Source organism: Prochlorococcus sp. MIT 1306 (genome assembly GCF_047304515.1).
GTDB classification, from domain to species: domain Bacteria; phylum Cyanobacteriota; class Cyanobacteriia; order PCC-6307; family Cyanobiaceae; genus Prochlorococcus; species Prochlorococcus marinus_D.
Genome location: NZ_CP138959.1, coordinates 283,297 through 297,533, shown reverse-complemented (window position 1 = coordinate 297,533; position 14,237 = coordinate 283,297). Strand labels below are relative to the sequence as shown.

The following is a 14,237-nucleotide window of genomic DNA, read 5'->3' as shown; positions in this document are numbered from 1 at the left end:
AGGTTTGGCCCCATGCCTACTGATGAGATCAACACTCTCAAGCTGAATAAGGGTCTGATCACGGTGATGACCGAAGGACCATTGGCCTTTCATCGCATCAGCGAGCCCCTGCAGCAACTTATCGAGAAACACGGTTACAGAGAGGGTGCTCTGGTAATGGCCGGTCTGCACACCACCACAGCCCTGATCGTGAATGAATGGGAAGAACGCCTGCTTGAAGACATCAAGCATTGGCTCAATCAATTGGCCCCAGCAAATCTGACCTAGAAACACAACGACCTTCATCTTCGCCCCAATATCCCTGAGGATGAACCACGAAATGCCCATGCACACTTACAGGCGTTACTGCTCGGGAATCACCTCACGGTTTCTGTCCAGGATGCCCAACTCGTGCTAGGTCGATATCAAGATGTCATCCTGGTGGAGTTAGACGGTCCACGACGACGACAGGTTGGCGTGAGCTTTCTGGGTGCTTAAAAACTTAAAACGATCCCTCAAAATCAACCAATTCCCCAAAGTTTTTACACCATCCTGATCAACACCAACGTGATGAGCTAATCGCCATGAGTTGCTCCCGACCAGTGCCTAACGAATGCAAGGCAAAGCATGTCAACAGGCCAATCACCTAGCCAAGACAAAAATCAGATAGGTGCTCCAATGAAAGCGCTGCTGGAATACCACCACAGTTTTTTATCGAGGCCAATCACACTCATCACTCGGGCTAATTCTGAACACCCCTGATATCCAGAAGCTGAACAACTTGGCACACTTGATTTAGCAGATTTACTGTCAGCATGAATTGGTTAGTACTTAAAGCCAAACACTACGGCATACAGACCTATCGACGATGGGTTATTTCTAAAAACAAGTCGCTACTGGTGACTACTGCTCAACCAAAACTACTAGAAGATGGCCATTAACATGTTGAGCAGTTAAATCAACATTGTAGAAATAGACTCGCCATCGTAAATCCCCTATCTACTATCACGAATCAACTTAATCGGGCGATAGTGAAGCTCAACAACTCCCTAACTATTGAAGAAGAAAGCCCTAACAGGCAGGGTTAAGAATTTGCATCCCTCTTACGGATCGTGTTGACGCGAATATTCCATCACTGGCAATGGAGTTTGACACCCCTATTAAGAATAGGTGCCTAGGAAGTATTCCCCCCTGCGCAAGGTGCCACCTGTATTCCTATAGCATATGGGTTTAAATTGTTTCACGACTACCATGAAGAGTTTCATGTCTACGTAATATTGATTATCTAGGTCGCCATCTGATTGGGAGCAGCCTTGCTAACTCAACCCAGGAAAATAAACACAACTGAACTGTATCCAAGAGGATATTTGCTCTAATGTCTTTTTACTGTCAACACTCATTATGAACTTGCTCGCCACTGCAGGGCCTTTCGGCATCTCGCCTTCAGCTGATCAACTCATGGTGATCAACCTTTCCGCAATCCTGGTGGGCACCACATTCAATGCTCCCCAGAAGGTCATCAAATGGGGCGGGCTGGTCATCGCTGTCGTGACTGCAACCTGTGCACTCTGGTGCGGACACTAAGAAATTGGCAGCTGTTCAGCTTGAGGTCAGCATTGACTTCTCTGCAAAACTCAGTTATCAGGCAAGGCCCCAAGCTCATGAAGGCGCCTCAAGGTGCACATCGATCTCTTCTGACCCATCGCAGCAGCGACGATGGCAAGAAGAAAAACTGCTTTGTGTGAGCATCTGAATACCACCCTGCTTAACCAGAACGGCCAAGACTGTGAATGCTCGTGGTGATCCCTAAAGGTTGGTTTGATCTGGTGCTGATAGCACACCTGCTATTAAAGCCCCAGGTGTAACTGACATCAGCCTGAAGACAGTGAAAGCACTATAAGCATGCCGAGCAATCTAGCCATGTGATCAAACTAACGACTGGCATGAAGCCAGTCCACTGCCTCTCAGATGAAGATGCAAGAAACTGCCAAAAGCGGTGGATCACGAAAACAAAAAGTAGACACCGCTATAGGGAAAAAACAATAAAAAAAGCCCCACTTTAAAAGCGGGGCTTTTTAGTGATATCAACGCTAACTAAATCAACTGATGATACTTCTGAAAGATTGGTTGAGCCAATAAGCACAAATGAAAACTGCCAATCAATTAGATCTAACTGCTCATGCGAGCAGCCAAAAGGAATAATGGCTAGCAATCAACCACCAGACCTAGAGAGTTGCCGACCCAACTGGTCTAGGACGAGCAATCCAAGGATGAGCATAAATAGGCCAACAGCCAACGAGGGACCAACCAGGCCGCGAGCCACCTCTACCACCGTCACAACGCTAGCCAGTAGCACAATGCCCACCAGCCATGGAGTCCCTGTGCCCCAGCCTCTCAGAGAGCCATACACCCCGGAAGAGGGCAAGATATAACCAGTGAGGATAAGGCCAACGATCACGATGACACATACCAAATAGAACTGCCAACCGAGAGTCCCGGTAAGGACGATGACAGGGGAGCCGAAACTGCCAAGAACTGGAGGCATAATTTTTTAGCAGCCTTTACTTGAAGACGCCGAACCTTACCACATTTAGAAAGAATGAAGCTGGGCTCCGCTAAAAATTACAACAGGCGCCATTCCTGACGGAATTCGCGATCGGACAATCTGATCAGTTTGATGTGATAGCAATAGATCTACCCAGATTTTCGTTCGCCATCTCTACATCAAAGCAAAAGCCTGCAAATGCTTGACTTCGAATTTAGCATGCATTGTATATCATCATTTCACAAGATTTGCAGATCAAAAGATTTCTCTAAATAACCAAGAGAATGAAGCTGGATCTGCGGCATCCTAGGGAGGATAGATGAATTTAGCAAGAGCAATAAATCAAACAATCATCACAATTTCAAGCCAATCTCTACTAGCTTATTAATACTTTTTTTATTTTCCAGCCACCTTGAAAAGGCTCTTAATGAGTCGCCTAAATATTCGACTTCCGAAGAAGATGTCTCGCCAATCGATTAAGTTGGGATGGTCGTCTTTAGTTGTGAGGGCAGGCGTTATCAATGGATGAAAGTTCATTGAGAAAGAGACCTGCACCAAAATTTGATTGTTCTAAGGCAGAGCTCGCATGCCTAGCTCTATCAATGACAGATCACGACTCAACAGCATGCGACTTGAACCTGATCGCCATGCAGAGCATGATCTCTTTAAAAGGAGATGGCAGCTGCCAGTTAAAAGAATTCCTACCTGCAAGACGGGTGCATCCAGCAATCGATACCAGATCCCCGATAGGGTCAGATCTCAGAGCCTGAGCAGATCATGAACCTGGCAGCGACCTATTTTGGTGCCAACGGTTGGTTGCTGGAGTTTGGTGCGTGCAGGGTATTAGTAGATCCCTGGCTCACCGGCCAACTCTCCTTCCCACCAGGCCCCTGGTTGCTGAATGGCCGGCTGCCCCGCGACTGGGCTGTGCCTGACAACCTTGATCTGCTGCTTTTAAGCCAGGGTTTACCAGATCATGCCCACCCAGAAACACTGCAACTTCTTCCCAGGGATCTCAAGATCGTTGGCTCCCCCTCGGCCGCAAAACTAGTTGGGCGCTTGGGGTTTACACAAGTAACGCCATTGCATCCTGGAGAGAGCACCGACATCGCTGGACTCACCATCCGCGCGACCGCTGGAGCCATGGTGCCCTCGATCGAAAACGGTTATTTCATCAGCCATGCTGATGGCAAGATCTACCTTGAACCTCATGGTTTTCTCGACAGCAAAATCGAATCACAATCCGTTGATGCGGTGATCACCCCGGTGGTTGATCTTGGTCTGCCTCTTGCAGGGGCTTTTGTGAAAGGCCGTCAAGTCCTGCCTGAATTGCTCAAAAGATTTGAGCCAAGCACCGTCCTTGCTAGCACTGCTGGAGGGAATGTTCGCTTCGAGGGGCTGCTGAGCAGCTTTATGCAGATGGAGGGATCAGCAAAAGACGTTGCAGAAATGATGCCTGCTCAGGTCAAGTTCATTGACCCAGAACCCGGCAAACGCTACGCCCTTACCTCCAAACAATCTCTGGTTTAACCATCTAGCTCATGAGCCCCGTCAGCAAGCTCAAGAGAATCTCAAACTGACGAGATTGAGGCCATGACAAAGACAAAAGAAGGTGATGTTGGCAATCAATCGTTCTTTCAGGCCAAAGGCTTCTGAAAGCTGTCTCGACTCCAGCTAAGCAAAGCAGGAATCTCTTGAGCGTGTCCTGAAAACGAAGGGGTTATTTTGATCTGAGCTTTAACGCTGCGAAAACTGGCTGAAGCTGAGATTGAGCCTCTTCACAGGGATAGACATGATTCATCTCATGCAAATTTCCTTGATCTGAAGAGCACAATCCACATCAGGATTATGGTGTTAATAGCAAACTATTTTCTAAAAGGATCATCTGCTGTTCCTTGAACGTCAACGCAATTTTGATAGCCCATTTTGATTTTTTTTGCCCGCAAAAAAAAAGACCCGGATCAAAAATCCGGGTCTTTGAATACAAATTGACTATTCAAACTAGAGACTCAGCCACCGTGGCAGGAGAAGGCACCCATCAAGAAGTTGTGAACGCCTGGTAATGTGCGATCCAAGCCATAAATGAAGAGAGTCGACGCAAACAGAGTGGCCAATGTCTTCTGAGCCCAGTTGAGGCCTGAACTTCTTGAGAGTGCAGAATTCATTGATCGCAAAAGCACGCGTGTATCAAGAATAGCGCCTTTTCATGCTTTCGCTGTTGCAAACATGAATTGAAGTAAAAGCCTCATTGATGAGCCCAGCCCAACAAAGCGCCCAGAAACCGCAAGGGAACAGCTCGACTCAAGCCAGGCAAAGCATGGTTGGCGCGATTAGCAAGCAGCGAAGGCTCACAAGGCTTGAACGGAAACAAACTCAGAACTTATCTACAAGTGCATCGCCTGTGGCTTGTTCAAGCGGATTGAAAGACCAATGTGTTCTCCTCAAGCCTCTATCTATAAGGAGAATTGAGCTGCTTGCCATTCCGAAAAATTCCAGCTAATCAGCCCAATCGCTGTCAAGAACCAAAGCGCTACTACAAATGCACCAAAAGCCCAACTTCCTCCCCTGCCAACGGCCCACAGCCAAACAAATAGGCCGACGAACGCCAACACAATTTGAATCAAAATGTCTTGCTCAACAGGCAACGTAAGTAGCAGGTCTCTGAACATGAATCAGCAAGTAAATCACTGCTTCCAGCATCAACAAGTGTAGACAATGGAAGGAGGCAGGAGAAGAGTTTTTAGCCCTTATAAACAATTATAGCATCAGCTAGCCAAGCTTGAAAGGTCAGAACATTAAGGGGGCTAATGATTATCAGCGCCCCCGTATGCAAATACCTTGGGGTTTGCACGCATACTTTAAGTCATTAATCAACAAAATTATAGTTTTTCATAGAGCCAATCGCGAGCAAGAGGCTCAATACTGAAAGTCAATAGACAAGCAGGAAAGGTTCTTTAGAGCCACTGGCAAACTAGATTAAATGCTGTGAACCATTGCATTGTCTCAATACAGGTCGATTAAAGTTAACAAACTTAGACATTGGTCAAGCAGCAGCAAAAGATGTGATTACTCCAAAAGCTGTGTATGAACTGCTTCCTATCTGCAACGAAATAAAAAACAAAGACTCCTGAATTATAGCTCCAAGAATAGGAATCCCAATATTTCTCTGGCCAGCTTTGCCAAGCCCTTCTGCAAGGATCAGTGAGCAAGGCTTGTGCTGCATCCTCCCTGGGCTATCAAGAAGCGCACGAGGGTCAAGACAATATTTACTCTGAAGGTCAGGGTTGACGGGGCAACAATAAAGAAGATTAAAAGCAATTCAAGAGATCACTAGTTCTGCTCTCTTAGATCACAAACCTCGACAACTGTTGCTGACTTCCTCCAGCATGATCAAAGCATCATCACCACGTCCAGCTCGAAGTTGACTCATGATCACATCGGCTTGCAAGCCAAGCAGCAAGGTCTGACAGGGATAGTTGCTCTGAGCTCCTGCACGTCTCTGCAGGGCTTCCGCCCGCAATAAAGCGGCTTGGCATGCGTTGAGCTGACCAGACTGAAAGCATGCGAGTGCTAGCGGCGTGAGGCCTTGAAGCTGAGTCGCTCTTACAGGAATTATCCCTAGTAGTGGAAGAAAACCACAGAGCAGGAGCTGCAGCAACAGGCACCATCTCTGCGACTCCTGCCCTGAAAGCATCATGATTCCTTCGCAAGAACGGTGCTTATTTCAACGCAAATGAATGGGTCTATCGCAAATGCTCAAAAGTAATTTGCATGCCGCTAATCAAGAAAGTGCCTTTTTCTTCAGTTGATGTAACCAAAGCACAGCCTGATGCAAAGGCGGTGTCTGCATCGTAGAGATGAGGGCCAGCAGTGCCAACCAAAAGACTGCCTCAAGCTCTGCTCTGCAAGCCAGTCTTCAAATCACTATGGCCTGAAATTTTAAGCGTTCAATCCCAGTGCAGCGTTCCATTCGCCTTCCTTTATCCGTCGCTGGTGCTGCTGCTCTTGCTTTGGCTGGTTCTCCCATCCAACCAGTAGCTGCTCAAGACGATGGCAGTGCAGCAGATCTTGGGGGGGGATGGAGATCAACCTTAAGGATGCGGTTAAATTCAACTGGGGTTTTCAAGGCGCACTCCAGGGTGCAGGTACACCCAATCAGGCAGGTATTGGTGGGTTCTTGCCACTGTCTGTTGGTGAGAACAGCGTTTGGTTCCTTGATGCACTGGTCAACGCAAACTTTGCTGATCGCGAGAACTACAGCAGCATCATCAATACAGAGGTTGCTGGCACCACGATCAACACTTCAACAAGGCTTGGTTACCGCTGGCTCAATGGTGATCGCTCTTGGATGTATGGAGTGAATGCTGGCTATGACAGCCGGCCGATGAATACAGGAGATGCGGATACAGGCGTGACTGTCTGGAACAAAGACGATGTCTTCTTCCAGCAGATAGCAGCAGGTCTAGAAGCCGTCTCTGATAGCTGGAACTTCAATGCCTATGGCCTCTTCCCTATTGGTGATACAGAACAACGCCTGAATAGCCAATACCGCGGTGGTGCTCTAAACACCTACGGCTTAGATGTTGGCTATTCCATTACCCCGCAGTGGAATGCCTCAGTTGGTTATTACTACCAACATGGTGATGATCTGACAGAAGACGATGGCTCTGGCATTAAAGGAAGGCTTGCCTACAACATCAGCAATGGCTTAACTCTTGGTGCGAATCTTTCTTATGATGAAGCCTTTGATACTCGCTTTACAGCAGACATTAAATATCGCTTTGGAAGCAATGGCTATGGAGCACCAAGTAGTAAGAAAAAATGGAAGACTCCTGCTATAGAAGCGTTATCTGCAACACCAGCTAATCGGGATGTGAGGGTGCACGATTCAACTACGACACTACACCAGCTACATATGGATGCGATGCATTCTCTGAGGGTACAAACAAATATCTTCTGAATGTTGACGCCGAGCTAAGTACATTGCCTTTGACGATACGAGAGCTGCCTATATAATAATAATTAAGCCATCAAGAGCTGCCATGCTCAATGCCCGTGCATGAGCATTCCTGTAATTACCGCACTAAGCCATATTTATGCCGCATCCGATACCTGGCACCATTGGCATGCAAAAAGTTGCTGTGATGCCTTATTTGGCAGGCACTGATCAGAAATAGTTTTTCGTATTCACAACAAATCTACCCTTCACTTAATCTGCTCTAAAGCTATTTATATCCATAACTTAATCACCACAACCTGAGAGTTTGATCACCATCTCTGATTCCATTGGCTTTTCTAAATCTCACAGCAACTTGATGCCAATCCTCAGGGATTTGATTGAGGCGAACATCCCAATCCCATGGCAATCGTTGTTGGCCTGGTGAGAACTTTTTTTCTTGCTTCTAGATCTTCTTGCACTGCTCACCAGTCGCTTGAGCATGCGGCTACCCCAATGGCACTTTGGAGCAGCTTTACTGTGATGGCGATAGCGCTGGCAGAAACGCTCATAGCGCTTGGAACATCAATCCAATATTGACGAAAGATTTAAGAAGACTGAGCAACATTAACTGATTCTATCTGTTTTCAGCCTGACGCATCAGCTTTATTTAATTCAGTCGATTCTTAAACTCATCAGCTTTAGATTGAACTATAGAAGATTTACGAGTCAAAATATGATAACAAAAAATGAACATGCTTCATACAATCTATTTCTCATTGATTAAGGCCCCAATAGAGGAGTAGCATCGAGACACGACACTCCTCACACAAGTTTGTCGTTATAGGGCGCTGCTCGATGAGGGCGCCTTTTTCATGGTTTTGACGTGCCTAGCCATGTGCCTTAGACGAGGGAGTGGCGTCAGCTGTGTGTTTAGTCTTGCTCTTCCTCTACAGCATCAAGTACACGCGATGCCCATATCGCATCAATGATCGCTAGCAGGGAACCGGATGCATAGAACACACGCCAGAACTGTTCATCAGACATGACCGAGAGGGTGAGCATGAGCACGCACAGCACGACATCGATCACAACCGCACGCCAGATCATCCTTGGTTCCCAAAAGGGCTTTTTGTCCACTTAGTTCCTGTATTTGTTATCTGGGCTTACGGGGTTAACCACCTTGGTGTCACAGGTGAAACCTCCATCTGCGTTGGCAGTGCAGTTCTCTGCATCAATGCTGGTCTGTTCATTCACCAGCGGCTGGTTGCTCTTGCGCCGGAAGTACACGTCACTCTCTTGAGACTGTGAAACCAATTGCTCAGACTGATTGCTGCATGCCATCGCAGGGGTGCACATCAGAACTGCTGCCGCTGCAGCGGTTGTCAACGAGCGAACCATGTCTTGGTGATTGCGTCAGGCGCAGCCTAGTGACGATTCAACGGAGACGGAAAGGGGTCACAGTGTCAATTTTGGTCAGACAAAAGAACCAAAATCCTGTTAAAGGTCGTGAACCAACAGGCTGGCCCCTTGTTAACGGTGGAGTGCACCCCCCTAATCGCTACGCATCTCAGGGAAACAGCTGGTAATTCGGATCAGTTCCCTTACTTGCTCTTGATCGTATGAAGACAAGGTTGTCCCAGGTACCCCACTGCCTTCTACTAGCCCTGCCGCTTTCATTTTTTTCCTGATCAGAGCTTTCCTCTCAGAACTCGTCATCGCTTTGAAGCGTGCTCTTCTCTCTTGTTTACCCATAGGGTGTAGACCTCAGCAGTAACGGGAGACAGGTCTTCTCTCTGTATACGGTGGCATTCAAATCAAAAGGCTTCTCCTTCAGGCATCCCACACCAAACCATTACCCCCGATAACGAATCGAGCGGGTAAGGGCTGGATTCAGCAGCCAGGATGGCATTGCATTGCTATATCTAGAAGTGCTGTTTAAGCATGGGTGAGCTGGATGATTCTCCACTACCTTCTTTTTGATATCCCTCCTTTCTTTTGGAACGTTCTTCTTGCAGGCTCAATAGTGTTATTTGGTGCAACGTGTTCCCGCATCCTTTATGTGAAGACAGCACACCTCTACCCACCAAAAAAGCAAAGGGCTTAAAGCCATTAGAAGAGTAATCGTTGAATACTAAGGTGGGTTGATGCCTAGATCAGGCTTAGCAGCCCACTGCAGCAAAACGAATTTCAAGAAAACACACTAGAGAAGTTCCTTAGACTCAACGTTTTTGCTTATACACTGGTGTTCAAAATACATAGAGGACCGTTGGCGAACCTCCTAAGTCACTTTTAACAAGAATGTCGCATCCATCTGAATCATCTGCTTCTCGCTGGGTAACGACAGTCGATGAGTTTGAGAAGCTGGCGGATTATTCTCTGATGGATAGCTTAAATACTGACCCTGATTCCACGGTAGATGGTGATGATCACCTTGCCCGACAAGTTTTTTCTGGTCATTTCGTACCTGTAACACCCACGCCGCTTAAAAACCCAGAATATGTAACTCATAGCAGCACATTTTTTAATGAACTTGGCTTGAGCAACGAGCTGGCATTTAATGAAAAATTTTGCAAGTTATTTTCAGGTGATCTCTCTGCTACGCGTGAGCCTATGCGACAGGTTGGCTGGGCAACTGGTTATGCACTATCGATTTATGGCAGAGAATACACCCAACAATGTCCATTTGGCACTGGTAATGGATATGGCGATGGCCGAGCGATATCTGTATTTGAAGGAATCATTAATGGCAAACGCTGGGAAATGCAATTAAAAGGTGGTGGTCCAACGCCTTACTGCCGTGGTGCCGACGGACGCGCAGTACTACGTTCAAGTGTGCGTGAATTTCTAGCGCAAGAATATATGCAGGCTTTAGGTGTTCCAACATCGCGTTCGTTAACACTCTATGTTTCTAAATCTGAGACAATCACCCGCCCTTGGTATTCTCAAAACTCTCAATCCACCGACCCTGATATTTTGGTGGAGAATCCTGTAGCAATTTCAACTCGCGTCGCACCATCCTTTTTGCGAGTTGGTCAACTAGAATTATTTGCGCGTCGCGCTCGCAGCAATACTCATCCAAGAGCATTAGAAGAGTTGCGCATGATTGTGTCGCATTTAATTGAACGAGAATACAAAAATAACATTAATCAAACCCTTTCTTTTACAGTTCAATTGGTGGAGTTGGCGCGGCTATTTCGTGATCGCCTTACTTTATTGGTAGCAAATTGGCTCCGCATTGGCTACTGCCAAGGCAATTTCAACAGTGACAATTGCGCCGCGGGTGGCTTCACCCTCGACTATGGGCCATTTGGATTTTGTGAAATCTTTGATCCTAAATTTCAGCCTTGGACTGGCGGCGGCAAACACTTTTCATACTTCAATCAACCAATCGCGGCGGAAGCAAATTATCATATGTTTTGGAAAGCTTTAAGGCCGCTACTTGAAGAAGATGCTAAAGCCCTAAAAGAGTTTGGCCAAGTTCGTGATGGCTTTGAACAAGCCATGGATAAACAAATCCAAAAAATGTGGGCAGCTAAACTTGGCTTGAAAGAATATAACTCCAAGCTCTTAGAGAAATTATCGCAGTTAATGCTCGAGTCACATGTTGATTACACGATCTTCTTTCGCGAGCTATCTCATATACCAAACGATTTATCAGCATTAAAAAATAGCTTCTACATCCAAACTTCACAACAAATCGATGAGCAATGGAAATCTTGGCTGCAAAGCTGGCGCGACCTCGTACTTAGCAGCGGCAATTCAACGGAGACATCAAAAATCATGAAACTGACCAATCCAAAATATACATGGCGAGAGTGGTTAATTGCCCCTGCCTATCAGCAGGCCGAAGAGGGCAACTATTCCTTAGTGAAAGAGCTACAAGAAGTGCTAAGCCATCCATATGATGAGCAATCAAAAGAGATAGAAGATAAATACTATCGCCTAAAACCTAAGGCATTCTTTAATGCTGGTGGCATATCGCACTATAGCTGTTCATCTTGAGGCCGAAAAAAGCTGAACCATTGGAATAATAAATATTAGCCAAAAAGCTTTAGTCGTTGACTCACAAAAAAGCAGTGACTTCATTATCAGTGCGCTGATGGATCTCGACCCAGAATTGAAAGTCTATTCAAGTCATTGATAGGTAGCCGCCCACAAGCAGAAAATGAAATCACCTGATCAGCTGAATCATCTAGCAGTAATCGGGCCAATCACGTTGCTATTAGTTCGCTTCACATTTCCATCACTTGTAGAAACAGTCAGGACGGCCATCAGAGAACGTCCTAGATCGTCGCTTCCAAGCTGATAGGTGGTTTCAGAAGCGTTCGCTACAAGCTGCCAATGTCCGTTACCTTTGCGGCGATACCAGTGAATTTGAACCGATTCAATGGCGTCACCATCCAGCATCAGGTCCGCCTTCAGCAGTTGCCCTTCAAAAGCATCTCCTTCCAAAACAAAACGACTTAAACCTTCGATGTTTTGCTCGACCTGCTCTTCAGACTTTTGATCCTCTGAAATGCGGCCTTCTAAAACATGAATCTGTTCCTGAGGGGAAGCAGTTAGCCCAGGAACGCACTGAAGATTGCCATTCTCAAGTCGGCATCCGGGCAGCATGCCTTGTGCCTGAGCTCCCTGCCATCCCAGGCTTAAAGCCACCGCAGACATAAGGGAAACGCACTTTATCCGAGAGGTGGGGCTCATTGATTCCAACTGAATGTCACTTCACGTTGGCAACCCCAAGCCGATGGTCAATGCCTTCTCATCAACTGATGCCAGATGATTGCCCCGCAACCACATCACACCAACCAGCGCCCTCTGATTGAGCGAAGATCGAGAATCCAATGCCATCGCGACTCACCTGGCGAGGCACTCTTCTTCTTGCTTCTAGTTCTTTCTTGCAGTTGCTCACAAGCGTTTTGAAAATCCGGCCAACCTAGTGGCAATTAGAAACACCCTTGGCGTGCATAGAGATACCACTGGCGAAAGCGTTTAAAGCGCTTGATCACGCCACTGAGCGTTGTCAATAGCATCAAGGAACTAGAGCTCAATTGACCGAAGCTCTCAACTCATACTTGTCTTAATGCACAACATTGATGTATTGATCAACCTTCCCCTTTCTTAAGGGAGCTGCATAGTCTTAATCGCTTGCAAAAACTTAAATAATCTCAATCAGCTCACCACAGAAGCAGCCATAGGAGTCTTGATCGTCTGTTCTGCTTGAAGATCTCCACCTGGAGACTGCAGCGCGTAACCAGTGTTCAGCTCTTCTATGACGCTCCCCTGGCCAAGACAGTCCAAGCAGGTACGAAACCTCAGGTGACTGATGCGTTGAATGCCACTACCTCCGCAGTTAGGGCAGATCGACATTGATTGTGTGCATTAAGTGGCTATTTATTTTCATACATTTTTGCGCTTGTGATCCCGAAGGCTTCGTTAAGAATTGGAGCCGTTTCGCCTTTAAGGTTTCAGCACGCTTTTCAATCCCCCCTTCTTCTTCTTCAACTCACTCAATAACTCCCCTACCGTGAGTTCAGCACCAAAAGGGACAAGGCTCTGGCTAGCAGCAAGCCAGCCCACCACATGAGAAGGCCCTAGTCCCTCGGAACGCAGGCTGTCCAAACCAGCATGTCCCTCTCGCTTGGCCAACTTTCGGCCTTGGTCATCACACAACAACGGCACGTGGCGATAGATCACAGGCCGCTCTGAAATCGCATTGATCAAAGCGAGCTGTGCATTCATGGCCTCAAGCAAGTCTTCACCGCGTACCACCTCGCTAATCCCGAGAGTCAGTTCATCAACAACCGTCGCCAAGTGATAAGCGATAAAACCATCAGCGCGCCGCAAAATCACGTCCCCACTGGTATGGGAGAACTCTTTGCACACCCTTAAACGCCAACTGGGCAGCCTGCCCTCATGCCACCCCCAAAACAGCTCCAGATCTCGACACGTGCCTGGGTAAACCAAGTGCCGCCCAGCTGGTGCTGAGATATCAGCCAACATTCGCCGGCTACATCGACAGGCATACAACTTCCCCTGGCGCCGCAGAGCCGAGAGGAAAGAGTTGTAAAGCCCACGGCGGCGGCTCTGAAACACCACGGGGCCATCCCAATCAAGGCCTAGCCAGTGCAAATCCTGCTGCAGGCTCTCAACCGCTCCCTCACGATTGCGAGGCTGATCCAGGTCATCCACCCGCAACAGCCAAGCCCCATTAGCCAAGCGCGCTTGCAACCAAGAGACCAGAGCAGTGCACAGATTGCCCAGGTGTAATGGTCCCGTCGGAGATGGGGCAAACCGGCCCCGATAGCCCTGATTCCGAAGGCGCTGCCCCGCTTCCATCTGCTCATACAGATGATCAGGCAGTTCAGAGGACGTGACCATTGAATCAATGGAAGGAGCCTGACTCAGTAGGCCCACAAATAAAAGACGGCCGTGACGACCGCCCGTCTGCAAACAAGGGCTAAAAAATCAGCCCTGAACGCGATCTTTGAACATCTTTCCTGCAGTAAAGGCAGGAACACGCTTGGCAGGGATCTTGATCTTCTGCCCTGTCTTGGGGTTCAGACCCTGACGAGCGGAACGATCACGAGGCTCGAAGGATCCGAAGCCAAGGATGGAGACCTTCTTCCCCTCCACTACGGAATCGATGATGGTATCGATGGCAGCATCCACCACCAAGGAGACATCTGTTTTCGTTAGCTCAGTGCGGGCTGCGACGAGGTTGACCAGGTCAGCTTTGTTCATAGGAAAGGGGTGATGGTACGGAAACTGTTCAGT

Annotated in this window: 15 protein-coding genes and 2 pseudogenes; 5 read left to right on the top strand and 12 right to left on the bottom strand. The window is 47.5% G+C overall.

Going from position 1 to position 14,237, the window contains the following annotated elements:
• Positions 1 to 12 precede the first annotated feature (12 nt).
• Positions 13 to 477, top strand: a pseudogene (locus SIB74_RS01525) (secondary thiamine-phosphate synthase enzyme YjbQ).
• A gap of 903 nt (positions 478 to 1,380) precedes the next feature.
• Positions 1,381 to 1,563, top strand: a complete 183-nt coding sequence (locus SIB74_RS01520; protein WP_041384528.1) for a hypothetical protein — start codon at positions 1,381 to 1,383, stop codon at positions 1,561 to 1,563.
• Between the two features lie 75 nt (positions 1,564 to 1,638).
• On the opposite strand, the gene SIB74_RS01515 is transcribed toward SIB74_RS01520, so the two are convergent.
• A complete protein-coding gene (locus tag SIB74_RS01515) occupies positions 1,639 to 1,761 on the bottom strand; it encodes a hypothetical protein (RefSeq protein ID WP_413681764.1) in 123 nt (40 codons plus the stop codon).
• A gap of 430 nt (positions 1,762 to 2,191) precedes the next feature.
• Positions 2,192 to 2,524 carry a hypothetical protein gene (locus SIB74_RS01510; RefSeq protein ID WP_036914204.1) on the bottom strand — a complete coding sequence of 111 codons (333 nt, stop codon included), beginning with the start codon at positions 2,522 to 2,524 and terminating at the stop codon, positions 2,192 to 2,194.
• 777 nt (positions 2,525 to 3,301) lie between these two features.
• On the opposite strand from SIB74_RS01510, the gene SIB74_RS01505 reads away from it, so the two are divergent.
• Positions 3,302 to 4,054: an MBL fold metallo-hydrolase gene (locus tag SIB74_RS01505; RefSeq protein WP_063396266.1), complete on the top strand. Its 753-nt coding sequence runs from the start codon at positions 3,302 to 3,304 to the stop codon at positions 4,052 to 4,054.
• Between the two features lie 479 nt (positions 4,055 to 4,533).
• Here SIB74_RS01505 and SIB74_RS01500 read toward each other — a convergent pair whose 3' ends face one another.
• The 3 genes from SIB74_RS01500 to SIB74_RS01490 all read right to left on the bottom strand — a co-directional run bounded on the left by SIB74_RS01500 (position 4,534) and on the right by SIB74_RS01490 (position 6,221).
• Positions 4,534 to 4,689 carry a hypothetical protein gene (locus SIB74_RS01500; RefSeq protein ID WP_197463301.1) on the bottom strand — a complete coding sequence of 52 codons (156 nt, stop codon included), beginning with the start codon at positions 4,687 to 4,689 and terminating at the stop codon, positions 4,534 to 4,536.
• A gap of 288 nt (positions 4,690 to 4,977) precedes the next feature.
• The gene (locus SIB74_RS01495; RefSeq protein ID WP_063396267.1) at positions 4,978 to 5,193 is read right to left on the bottom strand and encodes a hypothetical protein; all 216 of its coding nucleotides are present in this window, start codon (positions 5,191 to 5,193) and stop codon (positions 4,978 to 4,980) included.
• A gap of 680 nt (positions 5,194 to 5,873) precedes the next feature.
• Positions 5,874 to 6,221, bottom strand: coding sequence for a hypothetical protein (locus SIB74_RS01490; protein WP_063396269.1), 348 nt, complete (start codon positions 6,219 to 6,221; stop codon positions 5,874 to 5,876).
• A gap of 259 nt (positions 6,222 to 6,480) precedes the next feature.
• On the opposite strand from SIB74_RS01490, the pseudogene SIB74_RS01485 reads away from it, so the two are divergent.
• Positions 6,481 to 7,484 (top strand): annotated as a pseudogene (locus tag SIB74_RS01485) (carbamoyl-phosphate synthase).
• 909 nt (positions 7,485 to 8,393) lie between these two features.
• Here the strand turns inward: SIB74_RS01485 and SIB74_RS01480 are convergent.
• Positions 8,394 to 8,600, bottom strand: coding sequence for a hypothetical protein (locus tag SIB74_RS01480; RefSeq protein ID WP_041384534.1), 207 nt, complete (start codon positions 8,598 to 8,600; stop codon positions 8,394 to 8,396).
• Positions 8,601 to 8,861 (bottom strand): hypothetical protein, encoded by a 261-nt coding sequence (locus SIB74_RS01475; RefSeq protein WP_063396270.1) that lies wholly within the window; start codon positions 8,859 to 8,861, stop codon positions 8,601 to 8,603. It lies immediately after the preceding gene.
• A 900-nt stretch (positions 8,862 to 9,761) separates the two neighbouring features.
• On the opposite strand from SIB74_RS01475, the gene SIB74_RS01470 reads away from it, so the two are divergent.
• On the top strand, positions 9,762 to 11,465 hold the full coding sequence (locus SIB74_RS01470; RefSeq protein ID WP_063396271.1) for a protein adenylyltransferase SelO: 1,704 nt from the start codon (positions 9,762 to 9,764) through the stop codon (positions 11,463 to 11,465).
• 186 nt (positions 11,466 to 11,651) lie between these two features.
• Here the strand turns inward: SIB74_RS01470 and SIB74_RS01465 are convergent, their stop codons facing one another.
• The 5 genes from SIB74_RS01465 to SIB74_RS01445 form a co-directional block, all read right to left on the bottom strand.
• A complete protein-coding gene (locus SIB74_RS01465; protein WP_231906093.1) occupies positions 11,652 to 12,128 on the bottom strand; it encodes a hypothetical protein in 477 nt (158 codons plus the stop codon).
• Positions 12,129 to 12,225: 97 nt separating this feature from the next.
• Entirely contained in the window at positions 12,226 to 12,372 is a 147-nt protein-coding gene (locus SIB74_RS01460; protein ID WP_156486137.1) for a hypothetical protein, read from the bottom strand.
• Positions 12,373 to 12,632: 260 nt separating this feature from the next.
• Positions 12,633 to 12,830, bottom strand: coding sequence for a hypothetical protein (locus tag SIB74_RS01455; RefSeq protein ID WP_063396273.1), 198 nt, complete (start codon positions 12,828 to 12,830; stop codon positions 12,633 to 12,635).
• Between the two features lie 90 nt (positions 12,831 to 12,920).
• Positions 12,921 to 13,841, bottom strand: coding sequence for a tRNA glutamyl-Q(34) synthetase GluQRS (gene gluQRS, locus SIB74_RS01450; RefSeq protein WP_063396417.1), 921 nt, complete (start codon positions 13,839 to 13,841; stop codon positions 12,921 to 12,923).
• Between the two features lie 87 nt (positions 13,842 to 13,928).
• Positions 13,929 to 14,204, bottom strand: coding sequence for an HU family DNA-binding protein (locus SIB74_RS01445; protein ID WP_011130763.1), 276 nt, complete (start codon positions 14,202 to 14,204; stop codon positions 13,929 to 13,931).
• Positions 14,205 to 14,237: the final 33 nt, after the last annotated feature.